Here is a 23304-nt window from a genome sequence, read left to right as displayed (position 1 = left end):
CTAATAACGTGACCGCCTGTGAGACACGGGATCGTGCTGTTCACCAGTGACCGGGGCATCTCCCCCGCTTCCGCCGCGCGTGCCGCGGAGGCCGCGGGGTTCGACGCCTTCCATGTGCCGGAGCACACGCACATCCCGGTCAAACGGGAAGCCCCGCATCCGCGCACCGGCGACTCGTCGCTCCCCGACGACCGCTACCTGCGCACACTGGACCCGTGGGTCGCGCTGGCCACGGTGGCCTCGGTGACCACACGGATCCGGCTGGCGACCGCGGTGGCCCTGCCGGTCGAGAGCGACCCGATCACGCTGGCGAAGACCATCGCCAGCCTCGATCACCTCTCGGGCGGCCGGGTCACCCTCGGCGTCGGCTTCGGCTGGAACGTCGACGAACTGGCCGATCACGGCGTCCCCGGCGGCAAGCGGCGGACGGTCCTGCGCGAGTACCTCGAAGCGATGCGCGCGCTCTGGACGGACGAAGAGGCCTCGTACGCGGGCGAATTCGTCTCGTTCGGGGCTAGCTGGGCCTGGCCGAAACCGGCGCAGGCACAGATCCCGGTGATCGTCGGCGCGGGCGCGACCGAGAAGACCTTCCGCTGGATCGCGAAATCGGCCGACGGCTGGCTGACCACGCCGGGCGACACGGACATCGAGGACAAGGCCCGGAGGCTCCGCGAGATCTGGCGGGAGGAAGGGCGCTCCGGGGAACCCGAGATCTCGGCGCTCGGCGTCCGTCCGGATCCCGGACAGCTCGCGAAGCTGGAAGCGGCCGGTGTCACCGAAACGATCTTCGGCCTGCCCGACCGCTCACCCGAGGAGGTCGAGGCCTGGATTCAGCGCCTCGCCGGGAAACTCGATCTCAGCGCTGGGAATCGATGAGGTAGCGCCCGTCCTGCTGCACCATGACGAAGGTCGCCTTCTCCGTCATGGTGCCGCCCGCGGCCCTGCTGTAGGTGAGCGTCGCCGACACCGTGTTCCCGGATTCGACGATGTTCGACACGGCCACCCCGCGGTAGTCCTTCCAGAAGTTCGAGTACCGCTCGAAGCTCTGGTTCTTGGTGCGCTTGAAGTTGTCGGTCAGCGTCGCGAACCCGGCCTGGAGATTCCCGGGAATGAGCGCGTAGTACGCCGAAAGTGCCTGGCCGGGCGTCTGCGCCGGAGGTGGCGGAGCTGAAGACGACGTCGACGGCGGAGGGGTCGAGGGCGGCGCCGAAGAGGGTGACGGCGGCGGAGCGGCCGGTTCGGAGGACGGCGTCGGGGTGGTGGCCTGCGACTGCGAAGCCGGCGGAGGTGCCGCGCCCGTCTGGCCGTCGTCGCCGCGGGTGAGCACGACGACCACGGCCGCGGCGACGGCGGCGAGCACCAGGAACCCGGCGAGGACGCCGATCAGCATGCCTTTGCGCGCCTTCGGCGGCGGCTCCTCGGCGACGAGCGTCGTGGGCTCCCCGGCCGCCAGCGCCCGCAGTTCCCGTTCGGTCTCGGTCATCGTCGGCCTGCTGTCGGGTCTGACGTCGAGCAGACGGTTCAGCAGCGGCGTGAGGATGCCCGACCGCGTCGGCGGGGTGATCTCGCCGCTCGACGCGCGGTAGAGCAGCGCGATCGGGTTCTCCGCCGTGCCGTAGGGCGTGCCGCCTTCGAGCGCGGTGTACAGCGTCGCGCCGAGCGAGAACACGTCGGAGGCGAAGGTGGCGTCCTCACCGCGGGCGACCTCGGGCGCCAGGAACGCCGGCGTCCCGGAGATCTCGCCGGTCGCGGTGAGCTGGACGTCGCCCATCGCGCGCGAAATGCCGAAGTCGGTGATCTTGACGGTGCCGTCGTCCTCGCCCAGGAGGACGTTGCCGGGCTTGATGTCGCGGTGCACGATGCCCGCCCGGTGCGCGGCCGCCAGCGCCGAGCACAGCTGGATGGCCAGGCGGATGACGTCGTCGACCTCCATCGGCCCTTCGCGCAGTTTGTCCGCGAGGCTGGTCGAGGGCAGGTACTCCATGATGATCCACGGGCGGTCCTGCTCGTCGATCACGCCGAAGACGGTGATGGCGTGCGGATGGACCAGCCGCGCGGCGATCCGGGCCTCGCGCAGCGCGCGATTCTTGGCCTCGTCGGACTTCTCTTCCCCTTGCCCGTGCGGCAGGAGCAGTTCCTTGACCGCGACCGTGCGCTCCAGGTTGTCGTCGCGCGCCCGCCAGACGGTGCCCATGGAGCCGCCACCGACGGGCTCGATGAGATCGAACCGGTCGGCGAGGCGGCGGGTCTCCTCCATTATCGACGTCCCCCTGGAGCTGTGGTGTTCGCGCGAACCTTGTCAGCATGCCAGGAACACGCGGGAGAGCCCGACCCGGCACGGCCGTTTCCGGCGCGGTGTCCGTCACGTCCCCGACTGGGCCGTTCAGCGGAACCCTGCCCCTTCACCTGCCCGAAAGTTCGTATCTCGGGCCGCCTGCGACGCACTTTACTTCTCCGGTGTGGCCTTACGCGGGGGAAGGGCGGCGATGCGGGAAACCATCGGCGGAAGAGGCGTGCTCGAAGGCGCGTTCACGTTGCTCGAAGCACTCGACGACCACGGCGGTCAGGCCGGCCTGACCCAGCTCGTGCGGGCCAGCGGGCTCCCGAAGACCACCGTGCACCGGCTCCTGGACCAGATGGTCGGGCTCGGCGCCGTCGAGCGGGCGGGCGTCGGCTACCGGATCGGCTCACGGGTGTTCCGGCTCGGCCGGTTCTGGCAGCCCGAACTGCGGGACCTGGCCAAGGAGTGGCTGCCGTCGCTCTCGACGCGGATGCGCGCGAGCCTTGTCCTCGTGGTCCCCCGGGAGGGCCGCGCGCTCGTCGCCGCGGGCGCCGTCCTGCCCTCCGACGACGTCCCCGTGGTCCCGGGCGGCCCGTTGCCACCCGGAACCGCCGCCGGACGCCTCCTCGCCGCCCACCATCCCGCCCTGGCGGAACCGGACGGCGGCGCGCGGGAGATCCGCACGGCCGGGTTCGCGGTCGAATCGGGGACCATCACATCCGGCCTCGGCTGCGCCGCCGTCCCGATCCGGACCCCGGACGGCCGGGTCGGCGCGGCACTCGCCGCCGTCCTGCGTACCTCACGCAACTACCGCATTCAGAGGACTAAACGCGTGACTTTCGCATTTAGTCCTCTGAATGCGGTGCTTACGTCATGCAACTATCGCGTTCAGGGTGCCGAACTGTGCAGGTGGCGCACTCTCTCCCCGAGGACTGTGAGCAGACGCCGTTACCCCGAGATCGGGGGCGGATGCCTGCCTGCGGTCGTCTAGTTGCGACGAAATCACCCTCCAGGGTTATTCAGACCACTTTAAATGTGGCCTAAAATTACGAACACATGTTCGACCGGTTTTGGTATTCTTGGAGTGTGTCCGAGACGACGTTCCTCCCCGAGTTGCCGCAGGAGCTGTGGCGCGCAGGCAAGCTGGAGCTTGCCCACGGCGTGCAGCAGTTCCTGCAGCTGATGCGGGTCGCCTCTGCTGGTCTGGGCCGGTATCTGGCGGAGATCGAGTCTCGTGGCTGCAAGGATTTGTATGGGTATGGGACGACATTGGCGTGGTTCGCCGATGTCGCCGGGTTGTCCCAAACTGAGGCGCGTCCGTATGTGAATCAGGCGATCGATCTGAATCCCACACGTGCGTTGGATGGTCGTGAGGTTCCGGCGTTCGCTCCCGCGACGGCTGTGGCGGCGGCGGACGGTGCGATCGGGCAGGAACGGATCAAGCAGGTCCTGGGGATCTTGAAGGAGATCCCGGCCGAGGTGTCTGTCGAGGCTCGGGAGCGTACGGAGAAGACCCTCGTCGACCTGGCTCGGGACGCGGGTCCCAGTGAGGTTTCGGAACTGGGGAACACCCTGCTGGGCTTGCTGGATCCCGACGGTGCAGAACCGAAGGATCCCGAACCCGCCCAGCCGCGCCGTGAACTCACCGTGGAACGCCGCAAGGACGGGTTCTGGAAGATCAAAGGTCTTCTTGACGATGAGTTGGGTGCCCGGACCGCGGCCGCGCTTGAGGCTTATGCGAAGCCTCGCCCGGCCGACGAGTTCGGCCAAGCCGACTGGCGCACCAAAGCGGAACGCCAGGGCGACGCGTGGGCGGAACTGCTGGATCTGGCGATCGCCTGCCCGGATCAGCCGGGCACCAGCGGGTACCGCACTCTGATCCACGTGACCGTCGGTCTCGACGAGTTGAAGACCGGGATCGGCAAGGCCTGCCTGGATTTCGTCGGGGAGATGACGGCCCGCGAAGCGCGGATGGCCGCCTGCGACTGCCTCATGCTCCCGGTGATACTCAACGCCGCCGGGGAACCTCTCGACGTGGGGCGGCTCAGACGGTTCGTCACCCCGGGCCAGCGACGGGCGTTGAACATCCGAGACGGGGGCTGCGCGTTCCCCGGCTGCCATCGGCGACCGAAGAACTGTCACGCACACCATATCCATCACTGGGCAGACGGCGGACGAACCGACCTCCGCAACCTCGTCCTGCTCTGCAGCTTCCACCACCGCCTGATTCACCACGGTGAATGGGAAGTCCGCATGGCCGCCGACGGGTTACCCGAGTTCATCCCACCCCAATACCGAGACCCACTTCGAAGTCCCCGGCGCAACACCCTCCACCGCGCCGCAGCCTGACCCGAAGAGCCCGCCACCGAACCGGCGACGGGCCCTTCGGCATGCCCACCGGAAGCCGGGCAAGCCGGCGTCAGCGGAAATAACCGATTCGCCCGCCCCTCCCTCAACGACCCCCAGCCCAAGGATTGATCTGAGTACAAGCTGGCCCTAAGTGGCAAGTCGCCTTAGAACGACACTCACCACTCACGACTCCAACCACGTCAAGGCAACCCGAGCCAGGCACAACACCACGCCCCCGTTTCCTTCTCGTGACTCGTGGCCGCCAGGCCCGGCATGACCTATCCCCCCCCAGCCACGTCCATGACCCGAGGGGCGGCGTAACCGGACTTAGTGGCATCGAGGGACCACTGACAGGGACACGCCCGCCCGGCAGGCCTCGTTCTCATGTGGTTGCCTGCCGTCAACGCTCGACTGCTGACCATGCACGACAGACGGAAAATACCTTCGATCAACAGCCCGTCCGGCGCGACCCGGCTTCGGCGGTGGCGGGATTGGCGAGTACCGCGCGTTCTTTCAGCGCCGCTCTCGCCGAGCACTCCCGACCCGGCAGGACCGGATGATCGACGATAATCCGACCAATTCCCGATCAATTGAGCAATGCGGTTCCCGGCCGAATTCCGACGGAATATTTCCGACGAAGTGGACCTTCGCCGCGAACCGGATCACGCTGCGTCCACACCCGGGCGCACCGCGTACTGAAATCGGCCGATAACCCTGCCTTGAGGTCGTTTCCGTAACCGGACGCCTACCGGATAATTGTTCGACGACAATTCATCCACCCTTTCCCCTGCTCCATTCGGCGGTTCTGGACAGGAGCGGTACACGTACGGTTCAGTAATTCTTTCGACCAAGGAGGGAATTCCTTGAAAAGACGCTTTGCGGCCGTGTCCGCATTTCTCGTCATGGTGTTCGTCGCGTCCGCGACCGTGGCGGTCCCGGCACAGGCCACGTCGCTTTCCGGACGTCCGGTCGTCGCCGGGATCGACCTGGAACGGGCGACGATCCCCGATCTGCAACGGGCGATGCGCTCCGGGAGGCTGTCGTCGGTCGAGCTGACGCTCTTCTACCTGCAGCGGATCCGCAAGCTGAACCCGACCCTGCACGCCGTGCTCACCACGAACCCCGACGCGCTGCGGCTCGCCGCGGCCAGTGACATCCGGCGGCTGCGGCACCAGTCGAAGGGCCCGATGGACGGCATTCCGGTGCTGCTCAAGGACAACATCGACACCGCCGACCGGCAGCCGACCACGGCGGGGTCGACGGCCCTGCTGGAATCCCGCCCCTACCGCGACGCCGGCGTGGTCGACAACCTGCGCGAAGCCGGAGCGGTGCTCCTCGGGAAGGCCAACCTTTCCGAGTGGTCGAGCTACCGGTCCACCAGTTCGTCGAACGGCTGGAGCCCGCTCGCCGGCCAGACCGCCAATCCCTACGTCCTCGACCGCAACCCGTGCGGTTCGTCGGCCGGTTCCGGGGTCGCCGTCGCGGCACATCTGGCGACCGTCGCCGTCGGGACCGAGACGGACGGTTCGGTCACCTGCCCGTCCGGCGCCAACGGCATCGTGGGCGTCAAACCGAGCCTCGGCCTGGTCAGCCGCAGCGGGATCGTGCCGGTGTCGAAGCAGCAGGACACCGCCGGCCCGATGGCGCGCAACGTGGTCGACGCCGCGATCCTGCTCGCCGCCATGAACGGTGCCGACCGTCGCGACCCGATCACCGTCGACGCGGCCCGCCAGTCGCTCGACGACTACACGAAGTTCCTGCACCCCAACGCCTTGCGCGGTAAGCGGATCGGCGTCTGGCGTGAGGTCTACACCCCGGACGACGCGACGAAGGCGGCGTACGAACAGGCACTGGGCAAGCTGCGGAAGCTCGGCGCCACCACGGTGGAGATCACCATCCCGTACCTGGACGTCATCGCGGCCAACGAGTTCCCCGCGATCAGGACCGAGTTCAAGCACGACATGAACGCCTACCTCGCGTCCACCGGCGGTAAGCACCCGGCCGATCTCGCCGGGCTGATCCAGTACAACCTGGACCACGCCGCGGTCGAGATGCCGTACTGGACCCACAACCTGTGGGACCGGTCGCAGGCCACCACCGGTGATCTCACCGATCCGGCCTACCGCGCGATGCGGGAAGCCGCGACGAGCGCCGCCCGGCGAGGTCTCGACGAGACGCTGCGCGGCAACAAGCTGGACGCGATCGTGGCGCCGACCAACAACGCCGCGTGGAAGACGCAACTCGGGACCGGTGACGGCGCGCTGCTCATCGACTCCTCCGGTCCGGCCGCGGTTTCGGGCTACGCCAACATGACCGTCCCGATGGCCTACTCCGGGCCGTTGCCGCTGGGACTGTCGATCATGGGCGGGCGGTTCAGCGAACCGTCGCTGCTGGCCATCGCCTACGCCTTCGAGCAGGACACGAAGGTCCGGCGGCTGCCGACGTACATCCCGTCCATCGGCTAGGAGACTCGAAGGCGTCCTTCACCGCATGGCACACGGTGAAGGACGCCTTCTTCAGTCCTACCAGGCTTTGCCGAACTTGAAGCGGAACTCCGGGTCCCCCTCGGAAGGCTTGTTCGCCCCCTTGATCCGGGCTTTCGGCTTGCCCGCCTTCTTGCGTTTGGCGGCCAGTGTCTCCGGATCCCACGGGTTCTCGAGGAGGTTTTCCGCGCCCTCTTCCTTCGGAGACTCCTCCGTCACCGCGCGGCCGCGGGTTCCTTCGGCACCGGCTTGACCGCCCAGAGGTCGGGGTTCCCGGCCGGTTCGGCCATTTCCTTGACGTCGGCGAAGTCGTTCGCCTGCCGGGCGAGGAAGACACCCATCTGGCGCAGGTCGCCCATCTTGCGGACCGACGCTTCGATCAGGTCACTGATGGCCTGGACGAACCCGTTGAGCACCCGGATGATGTTTCCCGCCTCACCGAACGGGTTGATGACGTCTTCGAGGAAGTTCGACGCGGCGTCGGCGAGCTGATTGGCGCATTCGCTGATGAAGGCGATCGCGTCGCCATAGGTTTCGTAGACGATGTCGATGCAGCTCTCCATCGTGCCCGCGATCTCGTTGAACACGCCTTCGTTACGCGAGATGCGCTTGGTCGCGTTGATCGCGTAGGTGTTGTAAGAGTCGTACCCGCCGCCCTGCCAGTACGCGGCGAGGTTGTTGCGGGAGTCGTCGATGGCGTTCTCGGAGTCGACCATGTACGGGGCCTGGCCCCACCACACGGCCAGTTCCTCCATCCGGTCGGCGTTGCCGAAAAGGACGTCACGGACCATGAAGAGGGCGTCCAGCGCACCTTTGTGCTTACGCTTCTCAGCCTCCTTCTGAACCTTGTTGGCGGCGTTCTCCGGCCACTCGGCCTTCTCGCGTGTCGGCATGCGTCGTTCGTTCCTTAAGTCTCGGGAGGGCGGGGCCTAGAAGCGCTTGTTCGCGTCGTCGTCGCCCATGTAGCCGAACTTCTCGTAGTACTCGGCGTCGCGCTCTTCGTAGTCCTTGGCGACCTTGTCCAGGTTTTGGCGGACTTCCTGGATCTGTTCGTAGCCGGTCCGAGTGGTCTTCAGGATGGTTTCGCGGGCGACGTTGTAGTCCCGCGGGAAACCGGTCTTCATGCCGAGCAGCCCCATGTCGATGTCGGACATCGCCGCGTAGTCGCCACCGAGCTTGAGAAACTCGTACCAGGCGTCGCCCGCGATGACCCAGGCGTCGGTGTTCTTGCGGAGGGCGTCGGGCACGACGTAGTAGCCGGTGCCGTCGATCTGAGCCAAGGTCGTTCTCCGTTCAGCGATCAGCGGGGGCGCGAGGCGTCGAGGGCCTGCTGCCTGAGTTCCTGTGCGTGTTCCTCGGCGGCGACGATCGCCTCCAGCAGGTTCGCGCTCAAGGCGGGAGCCGTGGTGTAGGGCAGGTTGTCGAGATCGAGTTCGATCCGCTCCAGGCGCCCGGCGCCGGAGACCTCGACGACGCCGAGATCGTCGGGAATGTCGACCTCGATGGTCTGCGCCCGGGCGGTCGCGATCGCCCGCGTCCGCTTCTCGTCGCGCTCCTCGATCTCGCTGACCAGGTTCTCCAGCCTGCTCCTGCGGCTCACGCGAACACCCCCGGGAAGAGTTCCGCGGCCTTCTCGCGACCGGCGGCACCGGCCGCGGCACGCGCGGCGGCGATGGCTTCGATCGTGTCCGGGCCGATGTTCTGCGGGTAGGCCTGACGCAGGGCGTCCGGGCTGACGTCCAGGTCGATCAGCCGTCCGTTGCCGTCCACCTCGGCCTCGACGAGCCCACTGTCCGAACGACCGGTGAAGCGTTCTTCGGCGTGTTCGGCAGCGAGACGTTCGAATTCCGCGGCCTGCGCCTCCCATACGGCCATTTCCGCAGCCGTGGGCGGCTCCCAGTCGTATCCGTTCATACGATGCATGTAAGCACCGTTGACTTTGCCGGGACGGGCACTTCGGGACATCGTCGGAGGCAATGTGGCCCAGATCACCTCAGGGCGAGTCTCAGCCAGCCGGCGGCACCACGCCGCCCGCCAGGAAAGCGAGGCTGCGCTCGGCTTCCGCGATGGCGGAGCCGCGGGCGACGTGACCGTCGATCACCAGCGTGGCCAGCCCGTGGAGCAGGCACCACAGTGTGGTGGCGAAGCCGCCGGGGTCGATCCGGTCGCCCATCCGATCGGCCAGCACCGCACAGGTCTCCCGATGGGCCTCGGCGAGTTCCGGATGCGCGGCGCGATCACCGATCCCGGCACCCGCCATCAGCCGGTACAACGCGGGATTCTCCAGCGCGAACCCGAGGTAGGAATGCCCGAGCGCGGTCACCGTCCCGGTGCCGCAGCCCCGGAGCGCGTCCTGCAACTCGGCATGCCCCTCCAGCGCGACGGCCACGAGCAGCGCGTCCTTGTCACGGAAATGCCGGTACGGCGCAGCGGTGGAGGCTCCCACCTTCGCGACCGCTCCGCGCAGGCTCACCCCCTCGGGTCCTCGCTCGACGAGGACCTCCCGTGCGGCCAGAACGAGCGCACGACGAAGGTCCCCGTGGTGATAGGCACGTTTGACGATCATGGCGGACCCCCCAGTCCTTGATGCCACGTGAACGGCCCCACCCTAACCGGTGGCCGCGCGCGCGGGAGCCGAACGCGCCATACCCGCGCCAGATTCGGCCCACCGGGAGAGCCACTGTGTGGATTTCGGGACATCTGACGTCCCGAAATCCACACAGTGGCGCACGAAAGGTCCAGTGACGACGAGCGGCATCATCACGTGTTCGCCAGATTCGAAACCGCCCCTCGAACTGCGATCATGGTCTGATGGCCGACGATTCGCAGCTACACCACATTCCTTCACAACTTCAACCACACAAGCCATTCGAGGACGACTGAAGGTTTCGGCCGAGGGACGCCATACCCACGTGACGACGTGAGGGCCGGTGTCACGACGACTGGTCCGCGAGGTCGTTCGCCGCGACGTAGCCGAACGTCATCGCCGGCCCGATGGTCGAGCCCGCCCCGGCGTAGCTGGTGCCCATGACGGCCGCGCTCGCGTTCCCGGCGGCGTACAGGCCGGTGATGACCGAGCCGTCGGCGCGAAGGACCCGCGCTCGCGCGTCGGTCCGCATCCCGCCCTTCGTGCCGAGGTCGCCGGGCACGATCTTGAACGCGTAGAACGGCGGCTCCCAGAGCGCGGCGAGGCACGAGTTCGGCAGGACGTACGGGTCGGTGTAGTAGTGGTCGTAGGCGCTGGCGCCACGGCGGAAGTCACTGTCCACACCGGACAGCGCCTGGCCGTTGAACCGGTTCACCGTGGCACGCAGGGCTTGCGGCGGGACGCCGATGGCGGATCCGAGCGCTTCCACCGTCCATGCCTTCTTCACCGCGCCCGCCGAGTACCACTCATCGGGAAGCGGCAGCAGCGGCGCGACGTCGCGGAAGAGATACTTGTTCCGGTAGTGCTGGTCGACGACGAGCCACGCCGGGATCGTGGGCGACGTCGGATTCCGGTCGTACATCGTGTGCACGACGTCGCTGTAGGGCGCGGCCTCGTTGACGAACCGTTTGCCCGCCGCGTCCACCATCAGGCCACCGGGCAGCGTCCGTTCGGCGAGGCAGAAGTACGGCTCGCCGGGCAGCGGGATCGCCGGTCCCCACCAGGCGTCGTCCATCAGGTCGAGCGTGGCGCCCGCCCGTTTCCCCGCCAGGATCCCGTCCCCGGTGTTCGACCGCGCACCGACCGTCCATTGTGTACCGATGGGCTGGCGCTGGTATTCCGCCCGCATCGCCGCGTTGTGCTCGAACCCGCCCGAGCCGACGACGACGCCGCGCCGCGCCTTCACCACGCCGGCCGATCCGCCGCGCGTCACCGTCACGCCGGTGGCCTTCCCGTTTTCGATGACGAGGTCGGTCAACGGCGTGTTCAGCCAGACCGGGACGCCCGCCCGGAGCAGCCCGGCGCGCAACCCCGCGGCCAGGGATTGCCCCATGGTGAGCGGTTTCTGCCCGGCGAGCGCGGCGGCGGTGCCGCGGGCGAGACAGGCCGCGGCCACGGCGGCGCCCTTCGGATTCACCGCGGCCAGCGCGAGCCATTTGTAGTCGGCGCTGAACACGACCATCCCGGCGGGCGTCGCGAGGTACGGCGGGTTCAGGTTGGCCAGTTCGGCACCGAGGACGTTCCCGTCGAGTTGATCGGGTTCGATCGAGCGGCCGTCCGGCATCCCGCCGGGCAGTTCCGGGTAGTAGTCGCTGTAGCCCTCCATCCAGCGGAACCGCAGCGGGCTGTTGGCCATCACGAACGACAGCATCGACGGGCCGTTGGCGAGGAACGCCTGTTGCCGCGACGCGGGGATCGACGGGCCGACGACGGCGGACAGGTAGCGCGCGGCCTGCTCCGGGGTGTCGCGGACGCCGGCCGCGGCCAGCACGGAATTGCACGGGATCCAGATCCCCGCGCCCGACCGGGCGGCCGAGCCGCCGAACTTCGCGGCCTTCTCCAGGACGACGCAGCTGAGCCCGCGTTTCGCCGCCGTCAGCGCAGCGGTCATCCCGGCCGCGCCCGCCCCGACCACGACGACGTCGTACTCGCCGAGCACCGGAGCGGCGGCCGAGGCCGTTCCGGCGAACGGCAGGCCCGAAGCGAGCGCGATCCCGGTACCGGCGGCGGTGCCGCGCAGGACCTGGCGCCGGGACAGACGGGGGTCGGGGACCGGATTCATGAATCCTCCTCGCGTCGCGTTCGAGCGAGGTCATGTTCTCCAGCCGGACGGAAAAGTGAAACAAGTTCTACCCGCTTGGAGCACGCCGGGACGGCCACGCTCGGCCGGTCACCTCAACCGGCGCGGGCATTCGGCGGAGCTTCAGCCCAGGGCGCGGACCAGGTCGAGCGCGCGGCCGAGGGTGGTGAGCCGGTCGCCGACGGTCTCCCCCGCCGGATAGAGCCGGACGGTGTCGACGCCGGCGTCGCGCCACACGCGCAGCCGCTCGGCCACCATCGGTTCGGTTCCGATCAGCGTCGTGCCGAGCACCATCTCGTCGGTCACCAGTGCGGCCGCGCCTTCCCGGTCACCGCCCTGCCAGCGCTCGCGTACGGCGGCGGCGACGTCGGCCCAGCCCTGCCTGCTGTAGGCGTTGTTGTAGAAGTTCGTCTTCGCCGAACCCATCCCGCCGAGACTGAACGCGAGTTCGGCCTTCCGTCCCGCGACCATCCCGCGCAACTCGTCCTCGTCGCGGGCGAACGCGACCTCGGCGCCTTGGCAGACTTCGAGGTCGGAGCGCGACCGCCCGGCCTTCGCGAGCCCCGTGTCCAGATGCGAGAAGTACGCGTGCGCCCCCTCGGGGACGAAACTGGTACCCAGCCAGCCGTCGGCGATCTCGCCGGTCAGCTCCAGCAGCTTCGGCGAAAGCGTGGCCAGGTGGATCGGGATGTCCGGATTCGGCGTCATCGAAAGTCGCATCGGCTTGGCCTCACCGGGCAGCGGGATCTCGAACTCCTCGCCGGAGTAGGAGATCTTCTCGCCCGCGAACGCCTGCCGGATGATCGCGACGGTCTCGCGCATCCGTGCCAGCGGCCGGGCGAACGGCACGCCGTGCAGCCCCTCGATCACCTGCGGCCCCGAAGCGCCCAGGCCGAGGGCGAACCGGCCGCCCGAGAGCTCCGAAAGGGTCAGGGCGGCCTGCGCGATCGCGACCGGGGTGCGGGTGCCGAGCTGGACGATCCCGGACCCGAGCCGGATCCGTTCGGTCCGCGCGGCGAGATACCCGAGCACCGACGGCGCGTCCGAACCCCACGCTTCGGCGACCCAGCAGTCGTCGAGGCCGAGCTTTTCCGCCTCCAGCACGAAATCCAGCGTCTCGCGCCAGCCGCGGGAGGCCTCGACCGTGGTCGCCGTCCGCATCACGCGCGCGCCGCCTCGGCCCGCTCCTTGATCGCGGCGAGGGTGCCGGTCATCGCGTTCTCGAACTCCCGCAGCCGGACGAAGACGATCTTCTGTTCCTTGTCCGGCATCTGATCGATGGCCAGCGAAAGCCCCGACCGGCCCGGCCCCAGCTGCATCCACTGCCGGACCTTGGTGCCACCGTTCTCCGGCTCCAGTGTGAAGCGCCACAACGCCGTCGGCGTCTCGGGGTCGTGGACGGCCCAGGTGAAGACGCGGGGCTCGTCGCATTCGACGACATGCGAGGTCGTCTCCCATTCGCCGAGCGCGTCGTGCTTGCTGCGGCCGACGAACTTCCGGCCGACGGCGGCGCCGTCCGCGCCATCGCACCATTCGACCGACTGGAGTTCCCGGCTCATCTCCGGCATCAGCCGCACGTCCGAGACGATCGACCAGACCCGCTCCGGGTCGGCGTCGACCCAGGCCTGGACCTCGACCGTCGGTTTGTCGGCGTATCTGGCGCCGGTCCACTCCATCGTGGTCGCCTCCCGTGCTCGTGACCTCGATAGTTGCGTAGATGGACTTACGTTGTCAAACCTTCGGGAGACTCCTGGGCGGCGAACCGGCGTACGACGTCGGGACGGCTCGCGAGCTTGGGCGGGTAGCCGGGCCCGAGCCGTGCCCGGGTGTTCTCCCCGGTCAGCGGTCCGGCACAGTGCGCGCAGACGACCTCCGCATGCGTGTCGTGCCCACAGGCGTCGTGGTGGAGGGTGACCGGCGGCCCCGCCTCACCGGAGAGCCAGCGGTCACCCCACCGCGTCATCGCGGCCAGGACGCCGTAGAAATCGGCGCCCTTCTCCGTCAGCACGTAGTCGTAGCGGACCGGGTCGGCCTGGTAGGCCCGCTTTTCCAGCAGGCCCTCGCCGACCAGGCGGCGCAACCGGTCGGCGAGGGTGTTCCGGGCGATGCCGAGTTCCTGCTGGAACTCGTCGAACCTGCGGATTCCGTAGAACGCCTCCCGCAGGACCAGCGGGGTCCACCAGTCGCCGAGCAGGTCCATGGTGCGCGCGATCGAGCACGGCCACTGCGCGAACGAAGTCCGTTTCATGCCCGCGAGCCTACGCCCGGCCGAATTGATCCGGTCATTCCTCCACACATTCTCCAGCGCTCAGGCACTGGCTCGAAATGTTGCGATACGGTCAAGGAGATCCCGGGCATTAATGTCGCCCACCCGCTTCCGCACGCATTCCGACAACGGACGCAAACGATCCCGCGTGCGGGCGGAACGGATTCCGCCGGCGATCTCCATCGCGGCGAGCCCGACCTCCGCCGCGCGATCCAGGTCCCCTTCCAGGGTGTGATCGACGGCGAGCCAGATCATCGTCAGCGAGCGGCTTCGCACCATGTCCGGCCCGTAGCCGTCGACGGCCTCGGTGAGCGCCGGAATGGCCTCCCGGCAGTGGCGGACGTCCACGAGTCTGGCGAGTTCGGTGCGCACCGTGCCGATCATCGCGGCCAGGTCGTTGGCGGTGAAGAATGCCGACCACGACGGGACAGCCTCGCTGGACGCGTCGGCGAACTGTTCCGGCGCAAGGGAAAGCTTGCTCAACGCCTGCTGGACGTCGCCGAGCAGGGCGTAGGCCCAGGCCTCGTTCGCGGTGAGGATCGCCTGAGACAACGGCGTTCCGGCCCGGCGCGCGGCGTGCTGTCCCCGACCGAACTGATCGAGCGCCTCCGCCGGGGAGCGGTGGTGCAGATACATCCTGCCGAGCCGGTAGTGGATGTTGGCGACGAGATCGTCGTTACCCGACTCCTCCGCGAGTTCGAGCGCGCGACGGAAATGCCGCTCGGCCCGGACGGGGCGGCCGGAGTCGAATTCCGTCCAGCCCAGCAGGTTGTGCAGATCCGCGACCACCCCGGCCAGCTTCCGCGCCAGCACCTCGGACATCATCCCGCGTTGCAGCGCGACGCCGTAGGGTTGCAGTACCCGCAGCAATTCGCGGCAGGAACCGCCGCCTTCCCGGTAGTCACGCGCCCGAAGCGCGCCGATCACACCCTCCAGCCGGTCGACATCGGGCTGCCCGACGCGCATCGGGAGCCGGTCAATCACGGCGACGCCCCTGGACCCTCGGCTCGGCGGGTTCGGTCCCTTGACCCGATCGTGACGGGGGCAGCACACACCCCGGTAGCACCCGCCGGCGCGGCCCGTAAACGGCGTCACGCCGCCGGTGGTCTTCCTTCGGAATGGCGATGGTGATTCGCACGCCCATTGATCGCTCTCCTTCCCAATCCACAACGATCACGCTCGCCGAGGTCCAGGACGGAGCCACGCCGGACTCCAGACAATTTGTGAACGACGCGATGTCGATGTTAACCGCGAAGGAAATCGAAACCATCCGCCGAATGGTTGGCTATTTTCATTCACTGGAATATGCACGTGCGGAGTCTCTTTCCTTTGCACGAATGCTCGCACCTCCCGGCCGCTCACCCCGCGTGCACGATGAAGACGGTCCGTGAGCACATGAGACACAGCTCTCAGCCGAACGTGTGAAAGTTGTCGACTCGGGTCACGAAAAGGCTTCACATTGCGTTATCCATAGCTGAAGATCAACAGCAACCGAACGTAAGGGGCTGAAGCGTTGGACAAGGAAAGCAACCTCATCCGGGGGACGATCGTGTTCGGTCTGCGCACTTTCGGTGCCGACCCCCTCCCCGTCCACGCCGATCTCGAGTACGACCCGGAAGACCCGTACGCCATCGTGGTCGCCTACCACTCAGGCGGCGGAACGGTCCGCTGGATGTTCGGCCGCGATCTGCTCGCCGACGGCCTTCTCACACCATCGGGTGAGGGCGACGTGATCATCAGCCCGGCCGACGACACCTCGATCGTGGTGTTCGCGCTCAGCGCGCCCGACGGCTGCGCCGTCCTCGAAGCCTCCGCGCAGGAACTGGCCGAATTCCTGGACCGCACCTACGACCTGGTGCCCGCCGGTTCCGAGCCGGAATGGTTCGACTTCGACCAGGAGATCGGCAAGCTCGTCACCGAGTCCTGAGCCGCCCCGTTCAGCCGTACAGGCAGCGGAAGGCCGCTTCGACGAACACCTCGAAGGTCTCCTCCGCGGTGTCGGTTTCGGCGACCGCGACGCAGTACGGCAGAACCCGGGTGAACTGACCCCTCGGGCGTTGCGAAGGGCAGCGCCGACCACGTCACATCTGCCCACCCCTCACCGATTGCGGCGGTAGCGAGCCCCCGGATGGTCGTCCCGCAGCCGCACCTGGCCGGGTTCGTAGACGCTCTCCCGCAGCGTCTCGCCCTCGTAGTCCTCCCAGACAACTCCGCGCCGCTGCAGTTCCGGGACCACGAGGTCGATGAAGTCGGTGAAGGTGCCCGGCGTGATCGCGTAGGCGATGTTGAAGCCGTCGACGTCGGCCTCCTCGACCCAGCGCTCCAGTTCGTCGGCCACGGTCGTGGGCGAGCCGACGATCACCGGGCCGAGCCCGCCGATGCCGAGGAACTTCCCGATCTCCTCCGGCGTCCAGGTCCGCGTCGGGTCGGCCTTGGAGAAGTTCTCCACCACCGACTGGATCGCCTCGCTGTGCACGTGTTCGAGGATTTCGGTCGGCGAGTAGCCGGAAAGGTCGATCCCGGTCCAGCCGCCGAACAGGGTGAGCGCGCCTTCGTAACTGGCTCGGTCGAGATAGTCGCGGTACTTCTCCCGCGCGGCCTCGTCGGTCTCGGCGACGATCGGGGTCACGAGCGCGAAGAACTTGACGCTTTCCGGAGCCCGGCCGAATTCGGCGGCCTGGCGGCGGACGTCGGCGACGTTCCGGCCGACGAGTTCGGTCGAATGCCCCATGATGAACACGGCTTCGGCGTGTTCGGCGGCGAAAGAACGTCCCTTGGTCGACGTCCCGGCCTGATAGAGCACCGGCGTTCGCTGTGGCGACGGTTCGGCGAGGAAAACGCCGGGAACCGAGTAGTACTCCCCTTTGTGTTCGATGGGGTGGACCTTGTCCGGATCGGCGTAACGGCCGGTGGTCTTGTCCGCGACGACGGCGTCGTCCTCCCAGGACGACTCCCACAGTTTGTACGTGACCTCGAGGAATTCCTCGCCGATGTCGTACCGGTTGTCGTGGGTGATCTGCTGGTCCAGTCCCAGGTTCACCGCCGCGCTGTCCAAATAGGACGTCACGATGTTCCAGGCGACCCGGCCCTTGCTCAGATGGTCGAGGGTGGTGAACTTGCGCGCCAAGGCATACGGCTGTTCGTAGGTGAGGGAAACCGTGACGCCGAACCCGAGATGCTTCGTGACCGCGGCCATCGCCGAGACCGACAGCAGCGGATCGTTCACCGGGACCTGCGTGCCCGTGCTCACCGCGGGATCCCGCGAATCGCGGTACACGTCGTAGACGCCGAGGACGTCGGCGAGGAAAAGACCGTCGAATTTACCGCGCTCCAGCAGTTTCGCCAATTCGGTCCAGTAGTCGAGATCCTTGTACCGATGCGCCTGATCGTCGGGATGGGTCCACACACCGGGAGCCAGATGACCCGTGACGGCCATGTCGAAAGCGTTGAGGCGAATTCGTTTCGCGGGCATGGGCGAAAGGAAACCCAGCGGTGGCCGGAACGGTCAAGAAAGTCTCACCAGCCGGGAGCCGGGTGGCGGCGCCAGGTGAACGGTGCCGCCACCCGCGCGGGCGTCAGCCGAGTTCGCGGAGCCCCGGGACGACCTGCTCCGAGAACGAGCGCAGGAACCGCTCCTGGTCGTGGCCCGGTCCGTGGAAGACCAGGTGGTTGAACCCGGCTTCGACGTACGGCTTGATCTGCTCGACGGCGTCGGCCGGGTCGGAGGTGACGATCCAGCGCTTCGCGACCTGCTCGATCGGGAGCGCGTCCGCCGCCTTCTCCATCTCGGACGGGTCCTCGATACCCGCCTTCTGCTCCGGCGTCAGCGAGAGCGGCGCCCAGAACCGGGTGTTCTCCAGCGCCTGCGCCGGATCCGGGTCGTAGGACAGCTTGATCTCGATCATCTTGTCGATGTCGCCGGTGCTCCGGCCGACCTGCTCCGCGCCTTCCGCGACCGCGGGCAGCAGCTTCTCGGTGTAGAGGTCCATGCCCTTGCCGCTGGTGCAGATGAAGCCGTCGCCCTGCTTGCCGACGTACTTCGCCATCACCGGGCCGCCGGCCGCGATGTAGATCGGCACCCCGCCCTCGGGTCGGTCGTACACGGTCGCGTCGGTGGTCTGGTAGTACTCGCCCTCGAAGGTCACGCGCTCCTCGGACCACAGCTTCCGCATCAACTCGATCGCCTCGCGCAGCCGCGCGAACCGCTCCTTGAACGCGGGCCACTCGATGCGGGCGACCGCGACCTCGTTGAGCGCCTCGCCGCTGCCGACGCCGAGCAGGACGCGGCCCGGGTACAGGCTGCCGAGCGTGCCGAACGCCTGCGCCACCACGGCCGGGTTGTAGCGGAAGGTCGCCGTCAGCACGCTGGTGCCGAGAACCACCCGTTCGGTGCGCTCACCGACCGCCGCCATCCACGCGAACGAGAACGGCGCGTGCCCGCCCTGATGCCGCCAGGGCTGGAAATGGTCGCTGACCATCACGCTGTCCAGCCCGACCTGCTCGGCGAGCACGGAGTACTCGACGAGGTCGCGCGGGCCGAATTGCTCGGCCGACGCCTTGTAACCGATCTTCAGTGCCATCCGGGGTCACCACCTGGGCTCTTGGGTTGTTCCGCTCTTCACCTTGGCACAGAGTCGATCAGGTCCGCCCATGGTTCGACGAGGTCGGCGGTGTCGGGAACGCCACTGGGCGGTCGGGAATGCGCCGAACCCCATCGCATTCAGAGGACTAAACGCGATGCCTTCGGGAGGAGGGGCCCGGCTCGGTGAACTCGAGGCCGTTCTCGTCCATGGCGTTGATGACGGTGAAGCGGCCGTGCGGGAAGACGAAGCCGAGGTCGACCACGCCGCGTGCCATGTCCTGTCCCGTCCACTCGAGCAGTTCGACGTCCTGGAGCACCTGTCCCTCCAAAGCGGACAGTTCGGGGCGGGTGTCGTGCCGCCATCGCAGCGGGCTGGGCTCCGCCGGGTCGCCCCAGTTCCACTCGGCCCTGCCGTACGGGTCGATCGTGTTCCAGGTGAGCGAAAGGTCGTCGAACTCGAAGTGCCTGATCTCCAGTCGTTCGTCACCGAAGTCGACGATGACCGGCGCGTCCTCCAGCCACTCGTCGTATTCGACGAACCAGGTCAGGTGGACGCGCTGGAGCCGCTTGCCCACCAGGCTGCGCAGGCGATCCCCGTGGGCTCTCCGGATCTCGGAGAGTCCGGAGAGCCACACGGGTTCGTATCCGTCGATGTCGAAGAAGGCCACCAGCGGAGTATGCCGGTGATCAGCAGCTACTCGGCACCGGTTTTCCGGCGAGCCGGTCGTTGACGTAGGCGAGCGCGCCGGGCGCGCCCTGGACGGCCACCGTCACGTGCTCGCCGACCGGGATCCGGTTGTACTTGATCTTCACGCCGGCCGCGCAGTACTTCGCGACCAGCTTGTCGACCGGCGGGATCGGGGTCAGTTCGTCGAAGATGCCTTGGTAGAAGTACGTCGGCGAGCCGGGTTTGTGTCCGCCCATGACGTTCTCGGCGATGACCTTCTTCACCGCGGGCACGTCGAGCAGTTCCGGCACGGTCACGTAGTCGGCCATGCGCCGGAACGCCTGCCCGACGCTGAACTGGTCGATGCACTGCTTCCCGACTTCGGCGAACGCCGTCTTGCCGCGTTCGTTGAGGAGGGTCGCGAGGTCGATCTCCGGGTACGCGCGGCTCAGCCCGACGGCCGCTCCGATGTAGATACCCGAAAGCGGTCCGCCGTCGATCTGCCGGGCGATGTAGCCCATGTCGGCCGGGACACCGCCCGCCGCGACGGCGGCGAACTTGAGTTCGGGCGCGTACGACGGCTGGATCTCGTTGGCCCACTGGCTCGCCAGCGCGCCGCCGGAGTAGCCCATCAACGCCGTCGGCGTGGCGGCACCGTTCAGCCGCGCGGGCGCGAACCGTTGTGCCGCGCGGATTCCGTCGATGACGCCGTGCGCTGTGTTGAGCCCGGCCGTCCACTGCGAGTCGGGACCTTCGTAATCCGAGGTGACGACGGTGTGCCCCGCGGCCAGCAGCGGCACCATCAGGGCGAGTTCTTCCGCGGGCAGGGCCAGCCCGGTCCGCAGGACGTACGACGGCGCGCAATCGGTGCTGAGACCGTCCTGCGCCGTCTGGTACGAAACGAGTTTTCGTTGCCCCAGGGGCGGAAAGAGCGGCTGGAGGACCGTCGCGACGTCGGCGACCGGCCTCCCCCGCGTGTCGGTGGACTTGTACTTGACCTGCCAGGCGCGGATCGGCACCGGCAGGGCCAGCGCCCGGATGGTGACCGGCCGGGAATCGAGCACACTGCCCGGCTCGACGTCGGGGAACGGCGAAGGCTGGGCGTAGAAGGGATCGTTACGAGGATTCTGCGGGAAATCGGCGGCGCGCACGGGCTGTGCGGCGACGGCGAGGGTGGCGAGAGCGACGAAGGCGGCGGCCAGGACGGCCAGGGCGCGGCGCGCGTCGACGGTGACTGCGAACACGGGACCTCCAACTCAATACCGAACGGTATCGAGTTGCCTGAGTACCATATGAGCCAGATCACAGTCAATGTCCGGAGCCGGAGTCAGCGGGTTGTACCCTCCGGTTCCATGGCCGCCTCACGCCCTCCCCGCACCCGTCCGAGCCGGGCCGAAACCCGGCGGCGCGTGCTCGACGCGGCGACGGCCGTGTTCGCCCGTCAAGGCATCGCGGGTACTTCGCTCAACGACATCGCGGCCGAAGCCGGGCTCACCAAGGGCGCCGTGTACTCGAACTTCAGCGGCCGCGACGATCTGGTGCTGACGATCATGGAAGAGCACATCGTCGACCGGATGGGCGCCGCCACCGCGGTCTTCGACGAGATCGCCGACCTGGAGGAGGCCACGGCCGAAGCCGGGGCCCGGCTGCTGAGCGGCATCGGCACCGACGCCACCTGGCACCGGCTGCTGCTGGAGTACTGGGGCCTCGCGATGCGGGACCCCGCGATCCACGCCGGTTTCGCCGAGCGTCGGGCCCGCCTGCGCGAGGCCATCACCGGCGCGATCCGCAAGGCGGCCGGCGCGCACTCGGTGGAACTCCCGCTTCCGGCCGAACAGCTGGCGGTGGTGATCCTCGCGTTGTCGAACGGCCTCGCCGTCGAGCGCGGGGTCGACGCCGGCGCGGTCCCCGAAACGCTCTTCACCGACGTCCTGCGCCTGCTGATCACGCCGCGTCCCAGCTGATCTGCGAGCCCCGCCGGTCCGTGGCACCGTGAAAGGAGCCCCGACGTCCCGAGTCTGCTCTTCCAGCCCGTTCCCGAGGCGAAGTCCGGCAAGAACCGGCTGCACCTCGACATCGCCCCCACCGAACTCGACCAGCGCGAAGAGGTCGCTCGTCTGGTTTCGCTCGGCGCCAAGATCGTCGACGACCCCGAAGACGACGACTGGGTCGTCATGACCGACCCCGAAGGCAACGAATTCTGCGTGCTGCCCCGGCGCTGAGTCCCGTGTGGACTCAGGCCGCCTCGTCGGCCTCTTCCACCGCGAGGCGCGAGTGCAGCCCGAGCATCTCCAGCAGCATCCGGCAATCCTTCGCGTCGCGGGCGTTCGCGACCACCGTTTCGGTCGCCTTGCGCAGCACCGCCGCGCGCACGGCCGTCTCCCCGCCGTCGATCAGTTCACCGGCCGGACGCAGTTCCTCGTACAGGTTCCCCATGACCCACCTCTCCTTCCCCTGTCGTTGATACCCGATCCGGACCGAGAAGACCCCCTGCCTTAGTGCTGTCCCGGCGGCGCGCCCCGCGATTTCTCTCTAGACTGGCGCCACTCGAACGAGCGGACGGAGCGGGAACTGACCACCGAGTTGCGCGGGGAAGTCGTGATACTGGCCCCGGTCACCGAGGCCCATGTCCCGGAACTGCGGCGGATCCGCCGTACGGCGGGGGTCCGAGCCCGCTGGGGTTCGGTCGACGACTCCCCCACCTGGCCGTTCGACGACCCGACGACGTCCTGCTTCACCGTCCTGGAGGGCAGCGTCGTACGAGGTTTCGTCCAGTACGGCGAAGAAGAGGACCCGATGTACCGGCACGCGTCGGTCGACCTGTTCCTCGATCCGGAGGCGCACGGCCGCGGGCTCGGCACGGACACCGTCCGCACCATGGCCCGCCACCTCGTGCACGATCGCGGCCACCATCGGCTGGTGATCGACCCCGCGGTGGACAACGACGCCGCGATCCGCTGCTACAAGGCGGTCGGTTTCCGCGAGGTCGGCGTGATGCGCCGTTACGAACGCGACACCGAGGGCGACGGCTGGCACGACGGACTGCTGATGGATTTGCTCGCCGAAGACCTCACGTAGCGGGTCAGCGCGACGCCGATCAGCACCACCGCCATCCCGGCCAGCACGCGAAGGCCCAGTTCCTCGCCGAGCACGATCGCGCCCAGCGCCACCGAAACGACCGGCAACAGGTAGCCGACGGTCGCCGCCGACGTCGCGCCTTCGTCCTCGATGAGCCGGTAGTTGAGGTAGAAGGTGATGCCGGTGCCGAAGATCCCGAGGACGACCACGGCGATCACCGCGGTCACGTTCAGTGGTCCGGTCGGTGTCGCGTCGAACGGCAGTGCGACCGCGCTCAACCCGGTGGCCGTCAGCAACTGCGCGGCGGAGATCGCGATCGGACCGCCCTGGCCGACGAGTTTCCGCCCCATGTAAGCGAAAGCGATGGCGTAGCTGACTCCGGCGCCGAGCAGCGCCAGCGTCCCCCAGCCGAGCAGGCCGCTCTTCTGCCAGGGCGCGAAGATCAGCAGGATGCCGGCGAAGCCGAGGATCAGCCCGCCCACGCGGACCACGGTGATGCGACGTTCGGTACCGATCCCGATACCGATCAGCAACGACCACAACGGAGTCGTCGCGTTCATCACGCCGGCGATACCGGAGTCGACGGTCAGTTCGCCGATGCTGAACAACGCGAACGGCAGGGCGTTGCAGAAGAAGGCGGCGACGAGGAGCCTGCCCCAGATCCGGCGGTCACGCGGAAGGCGTTGCCCAGCCCAGCGGCTCAGTACGAGAAGGACGGCCGCGCCGAGGGCGCAGCGGACGACGGTGACCTGGATGGGCGACAGCCCGGTCAACGCGAGTTTGATCCACAGGAACCCCGATCCCCAGAGCAGGGCGAGAACGCCCATCCGGATCAGGGTTCCCGGCGCGCCAATGCTCACTGTCGTCCTTT

The 23304-nt window shown here is 68.0% G+C and carries 26 protein-coding genes and 1 pseudogene; 9 read left to right on the top strand and 18 right to left on the bottom strand.

Annotation, left to right across the window (positions count from 1 at the left end; genetic code table 11):
- Nucleotides 1-18 precede the first annotated feature (18 nt).
- The gene (locus H5J31_RS06390; protein ID WP_181771525.1) at nucleotides 19-876 is read left to right on the top strand and encodes an LLM class F420-dependent oxidoreductase; all 858 of its coding nucleotides are present in this window, start codon (nucleotides 19-21) and stop codon (nucleotides 874-876) included.
- Here H5J31_RS06390 and H5J31_RS06385 read toward each other — a convergent pair.
- A complete protein-coding gene (locus H5J31_RS06385; RefSeq protein WP_181771524.1) occupies nucleotides 857-2257 on the bottom strand; it encodes a serine/threonine-protein kinase in 1401 nt (466 codons plus the stop codon). The genes H5J31_RS06390 and H5J31_RS06385 overlap by 20 nt on opposite strands.
- Nucleotides 2258-2486: 229 nt before the next feature.
- Between H5J31_RS06385 and H5J31_RS06380 the strand changes: the two genes are divergently transcribed.
- From H5J31_RS06380 to H5J31_RS06370, 3 genes are all read left to right on the top strand, one after another.
- Nucleotides 2487-3272: a helix-turn-helix domain-containing protein gene (locus H5J31_RS06380; RefSeq protein ID WP_236004779.1), complete on the top strand. Its 786-nt coding sequence runs from the start codon at nucleotides 2487-2489 to the stop codon at nucleotides 3270-3272.
- 95 nt (nucleotides 3273-3367) lie between these two features.
- Entirely contained in the window at nucleotides 3368-4630 is a 1263-nt protein-coding gene (locus H5J31_RS06375; RefSeq protein WP_328701394.1) for an HNH endonuclease signature motif containing protein, read from the top strand.
- A gap of 902 nt (nucleotides 4631-5532) precedes the next feature.
- Nucleotides 5533-7095 carry an amidase gene (locus tag H5J31_RS06370; RefSeq protein ID WP_181771623.1) on the top strand — a complete coding sequence of 521 codons (1563 nt, stop codon included), beginning with the start codon at nucleotides 5533-5535 and terminating at the stop codon, nucleotides 7093-7095.
- Between the two features lie 57 nt (nucleotides 7096-7152).
- Here the strand turns inward: H5J31_RS06370 and H5J31_RS06365 are convergent, their stop codons facing one another.
- From H5J31_RS06365 to H5J31_RS06315, 11 genes are all read right to left on the bottom strand, one after another.
- Nucleotides 7153-7332, bottom strand: a complete 180-nt coding sequence (locus H5J31_RS06365) for a hypothetical protein (protein ID WP_181771522.1) — start codon at nucleotides 7330-7332, stop codon at nucleotides 7153-7155.
- A complete protein-coding gene (locus H5J31_RS06360; RefSeq protein ID WP_181771521.1) occupies nucleotides 7329-8006 on the bottom strand; it encodes a hypothetical protein in 678 nt (225 codons plus the stop codon). Before H5J31_RS06360 ends, H5J31_RS06365 begins: the two co-directional genes overlap by 4 nt.
- A 36-nt stretch (nucleotides 8007-8042) precedes the next feature.
- Nucleotides 8043-8393, bottom strand: coding sequence for a hypothetical protein (locus tag H5J31_RS06355; protein ID WP_181771520.1), 351 nt, complete (start codon nucleotides 8391-8393; stop codon nucleotides 8043-8045).
- 20 nt (nucleotides 8394-8413) lie between these two features.
- Nucleotides 8414-8713 (bottom strand): hypothetical protein, encoded by a 300-nt coding sequence (locus H5J31_RS06350; protein WP_181771519.1) that lies wholly within the window; start codon nucleotides 8711-8713, stop codon nucleotides 8414-8416.
- Complete coding sequence (locus H5J31_RS06345) at nucleotides 8710-9036, bottom strand: YbaB/EbfC family nucleoid-associated protein (protein ID WP_236004777.1); 327 nt, start codon at nucleotides 9034-9036, stop codon at nucleotides 8710-8712. The genes H5J31_RS06350 and H5J31_RS06345 overlap by 4 nt, the downstream gene beginning before the upstream one ends.
- Nucleotides 9037-9118: 82 nt before the next feature.
- Complete coding sequence (locus tag H5J31_RS06340) at nucleotides 9119-9679, bottom strand: TetR/AcrR family transcriptional regulator (protein ID WP_181771518.1); 561 nt, start codon at nucleotides 9677-9679, stop codon at nucleotides 9119-9121.
- Nucleotides 9680-10046: 367 nt separating this feature from the next.
- Nucleotides 10047-11822: a 3-oxosteroid 1-dehydrogenase gene (gene kstD / locus H5J31_RS06335; protein ID WP_181771517.1), complete on the bottom strand. Its 1776-nt coding sequence runs from the start codon at nucleotides 11820-11822 to the stop codon at nucleotides 10047-10049.
- A gap of 141 nt (nucleotides 11823-11963) precedes the next feature.
- Nucleotides 11964-13001, bottom strand: a complete 1038-nt coding sequence (locus tag H5J31_RS06330; RefSeq protein ID WP_181771516.1) for an LLM class flavin-dependent oxidoreductase — start codon at nucleotides 12999-13001, stop codon at nucleotides 11964-11966.
- Entirely contained in the window at nucleotides 13001-13516 is a 516-nt protein-coding gene (locus H5J31_RS06325; RefSeq protein WP_181771515.1) for an SRPBCC family protein, read from the bottom strand. The genes H5J31_RS06330 and H5J31_RS06325 overlap by 1 nt, the downstream gene beginning before the upstream one ends.
- 47 nt (nucleotides 13517-13563) lie before the next feature.
- Entirely contained in the window at nucleotides 13564-14088 is a 525-nt protein-coding gene (locus H5J31_RS06320) for a winged helix-turn-helix transcriptional regulator (protein ID WP_181771514.1), read from the bottom strand.
- A 60-nt stretch (nucleotides 14089-14148) separates the two neighbouring features.
- Nucleotides 14149-15072, bottom strand: coding sequence for a tetratricopeptide repeat protein (locus H5J31_RS06315; protein WP_181771621.1), 924 nt, complete (start codon nucleotides 15070-15072; stop codon nucleotides 14149-14151).
- Nucleotides 15073-15230: 158 nt separating this feature from the next.
- On the opposite strand from H5J31_RS06315, the gene H5J31_RS06310 reads away from it, so the two are divergent.
- Both H5J31_RS06310 and H5J31_RS06305 read left to right on the top strand, forming a co-directional pair.
- Nucleotides 15231-15497, top strand: coding sequence for a hypothetical protein (locus tag H5J31_RS06310; protein WP_181771513.1), 267 nt, complete (start codon nucleotides 15231-15233; stop codon nucleotides 15495-15497).
- Nucleotides 15498-15619: 122 nt separating this feature from the next.
- Nucleotides 15620-16033, top strand: a complete 414-nt coding sequence (locus H5J31_RS06305) for an SsgA family sporulation/cell division regulator (RefSeq protein WP_181771512.1) — start codon at nucleotides 15620-15622, stop codon at nucleotides 16031-16033.
- 171 nt (nucleotides 16034-16204) lie between these two features.
- Here the strand turns inward: H5J31_RS06305 and H5J31_RS06300 are convergent, their stop codons facing one another.
- From H5J31_RS06300 to H5J31_RS40385, 4 genes are all read right to left on the bottom strand, one after another.
- Entirely contained in the window at nucleotides 16205-17578 is a 1374-nt protein-coding gene (locus H5J31_RS06300) for an LLM class flavin-dependent oxidoreductase (protein ID WP_181771511.1), read from the bottom strand.
- A gap of 103 nt (nucleotides 17579-17681) precedes the next feature.
- The gene (gene fgd / locus H5J31_RS06295; protein WP_181771510.1) at nucleotides 17682-18686 is read right to left on the bottom strand and encodes a glucose-6-phosphate dehydrogenase (coenzyme-F420); all 1005 of its coding nucleotides are present in this window, start codon (nucleotides 18684-18686) and stop codon (nucleotides 17682-17684) included.
- A 148-nt stretch (nucleotides 18687-18834) separates the two neighbouring features.
- Nucleotides 18835-19356: a hypothetical protein gene (locus H5J31_RS06290; RefSeq protein ID WP_181771509.1), complete on the bottom strand. Its 522-nt coding sequence runs from the start codon at nucleotides 19354-19356 to the stop codon at nucleotides 18835-18837.
- 19 nt (nucleotides 19357-19375) lie between these two features.
- On the bottom strand, nucleotides 19376-20599 hold the full coding sequence (locus tag H5J31_RS40385) for a lipase family protein (protein ID WP_181771508.1): 1224 nt from the start codon (nucleotides 20597-20599) through the stop codon (nucleotides 19376-19378).
- A gap of 108 nt (nucleotides 20600-20707) precedes the next feature.
- Between H5J31_RS40385 and H5J31_RS06280 the strand changes: the two genes are divergently transcribed.
- Together H5J31_RS06280 and H5J31_RS06275 are read left to right on the top strand one after the other, a co-directional pair.
- Nucleotides 20708-21319, top strand: coding sequence for a TetR/AcrR family transcriptional regulator (locus H5J31_RS06280; protein ID WP_181771507.1), 612 nt, complete (start codon nucleotides 20708-20710; stop codon nucleotides 21317-21319).
- Nucleotides 21320-21352: 33 nt separating this feature from the next.
- A pseudogene (locus tag H5J31_RS06275) lies at nucleotides 21353-21577 on the top strand (VOC family protein); the annotation flags it as partial.
- Between the two features lie 13 nt (nucleotides 21578-21590).
- Here H5J31_RS06275 and H5J31_RS06270 read toward each other — a convergent pair.
- Entirely contained in the window at nucleotides 21591-21791 is a 201-nt protein-coding gene (locus tag H5J31_RS06270) for a hypothetical protein (RefSeq protein ID WP_181771506.1), read from the bottom strand.
- Nucleotides 21792-21926: 135 nt separating this feature from the next.
- Here H5J31_RS06270 and H5J31_RS06265 point away from each other — a divergent pair, with 135 nt between their 5' ends.
- Nucleotides 21927-22433 (top strand): GNAT family N-acetyltransferase, encoded by a 507-nt coding sequence (locus H5J31_RS06265; RefSeq protein WP_407925040.1) that lies wholly within the window; start codon nucleotides 21927-21929, stop codon nucleotides 22431-22433.
- On the opposite strand, the gene H5J31_RS06260 is transcribed toward H5J31_RS06265, so the two are convergent.
- Nucleotides 22358-23293, bottom strand: coding sequence for a DMT family transporter (locus H5J31_RS06260; protein WP_181771504.1), 936 nt, complete (start codon nucleotides 23291-23293; stop codon nucleotides 22358-22360). The genes H5J31_RS06265 and H5J31_RS06260 overlap by 76 nt on opposite strands.
- Nucleotides 23294-23304: the final 11 nt, after the last annotated feature.

The organism is Amycolatopsis pittospori (genome assembly GCF_013870525.1).
Taxonomy (GTDB): Bacteria; Actinomycetota; Actinomycetes; order Mycobacteriales; family Pseudonocardiaceae; genus Amycolatopsis; species Amycolatopsis pittospori.
The sequence above is the reverse complement of the archived record's forward strand: the minus strand, read 5'-3'. Positions and strand labels throughout refer to the sequence as shown.

Coding starts and splice junctions, on each gene's coding strand:
- H5J31_RS06330 (WP_181771516.1), bottom strand. CDS start 13,001: ATGCGGACGGCGACCACGGTCGAGGCCTCCCGCGGCTGGCGCGAGACG.
- H5J31_RS06280 (WP_181771507.1), top strand. CDS start 20,708: ATGGCCGCCTCACGCCCTCCCCGCACCCGTCCGAGCCGGGCCGAAACC.
- H5J31_RS06380 (WP_236004779.1), top strand. CDS start 2,487: ATGCGGGAAACCATCGGCGGAAGAGGCGTGCTCGAAGGCGCGTTCACG.
- H5J31_RS06370 (WP_181771623.1), top strand. CDS start 5,533: ATGGTGTTCGTCGCGTCCGCGACCGTGGCGGTCCCGGCACAGGCCACG.
- H5J31_RS06345 (WP_236004777.1), bottom strand. CDS start 9,036: ATGCATCGTATGAACGGATACGACTGGGAGCCGCCCACGGCTGCGGAA.
- H5J31_RS06385 (WP_181771524.1), bottom strand. CDS start 2,257: ATGGAGGAGACCCGCCGCCTCGCCGACCGGTTCGATCTCATCGAGCCC.
- H5J31_RS06315 (WP_181771621.1), bottom strand. CDS start 15,072: ATGCGCGTCGGGCAGCCCGATGTCGACCGGCTGGAGGGTGTGATCGGC.
- H5J31_RS06310 (WP_181771513.1), top strand. CDS start 15,231: ATGGTGATTCGCACGCCCATTGATCGCTCTCCTTCCCAATCCACAACG.
- fgd (WP_181771510.1), bottom strand. CDS start 18,686: ATGGCACTGAAGATCGGTTACAAGGCGTCGGCCGAGCAATTCGGCCCG.
- kstD (WP_181771517.1), bottom strand. CDS start 11,822: ATGAATCCGGTCCCCGACCCCCGTCTGTCCCGGCGCCAGGTCCTGCGC.
- H5J31_RS06270 (WP_181771506.1), bottom strand. CDS start 21,791: ATGGGGAACCTGTACGAGGAACTGCGTCCGGCCGGTGAACTGATCGAC.
- H5J31_RS06325 (WP_181771515.1), bottom strand. CDS start 13,516: ATGGAGTGGACCGGCGCCAGATACGCCGACAAACCGACGGTCGAGGTC.
- H5J31_RS06300 (WP_181771511.1), bottom strand. CDS start 17,578: ATGCCCGCGAAACGAATTCGCCTCAACGCTTTCGACATGGCCGTCACG.
- H5J31_RS06360 (WP_181771521.1), bottom strand. CDS start 8,006: ATGCCGACACGCGAGAAGGCCGAGTGGCCGGAGAACGCCGCCAACAAG.
- H5J31_RS06320 (WP_181771514.1), bottom strand. CDS start 14,088: ATGAAACGGACTTCGTTCGCGCAGTGGCCGTGCTCGATCGCGCGCACC.
- H5J31_RS06340 (WP_181771518.1), bottom strand. CDS start 9,679: ATGATCGTCAAACGTGCCTATCACCACGGGGACCTTCGTCGTGCGCTC.